Source organism: Psychrobacter piechaudii, assembly GCF_900162825.1.
GTDB classification, from domain to species: Bacteria; Pseudomonadota; Gammaproteobacteria; order Pseudomonadales; family Moraxellaceae; genus Psychrobacter; species Psychrobacter piechaudii.
Genome location: NZ_FUGE01000272.1, coordinates 1 through 237 on the forward strand (window position 1 = coordinate 1; position 237 = coordinate 237).

Consider the following 237-nt stretch of genomic DNA (forward strand, 5'->3'; position numbering starts at 1 on the left):
TGATGCAGGATGGTTTGAACTTAAACGACAACTGGAATACAAATGCAAGCATGCAGGTTGTCAGTTTGAGATCGTAAATGAGAGTTACACTACCCAGACTTGCTCGTGCTGCCATAAAATAAGTGACAGTAGTCCAAAAGGTAGAGCAGGTTTGCGAATAAGAGGATGGAGGTGTGCTGAGTGTGGCACATGGCATGATAGAGATATCAATGCTGCTAAGAACATCCTTGCGGTCGG

Annotated in this window: 1 protein-coding gene; it reads left to right on the top strand. The window is 44.7% G+C overall.

Annotated features, from left to right (window positions below; genetic code table 11):
• The coding region (locus tag A1019T_RS12915) for a zinc ribbon domain-containing protein (protein ID WP_143514157.1) at positions 1 to 237 on the top strand (237 nt) is incomplete at both ends.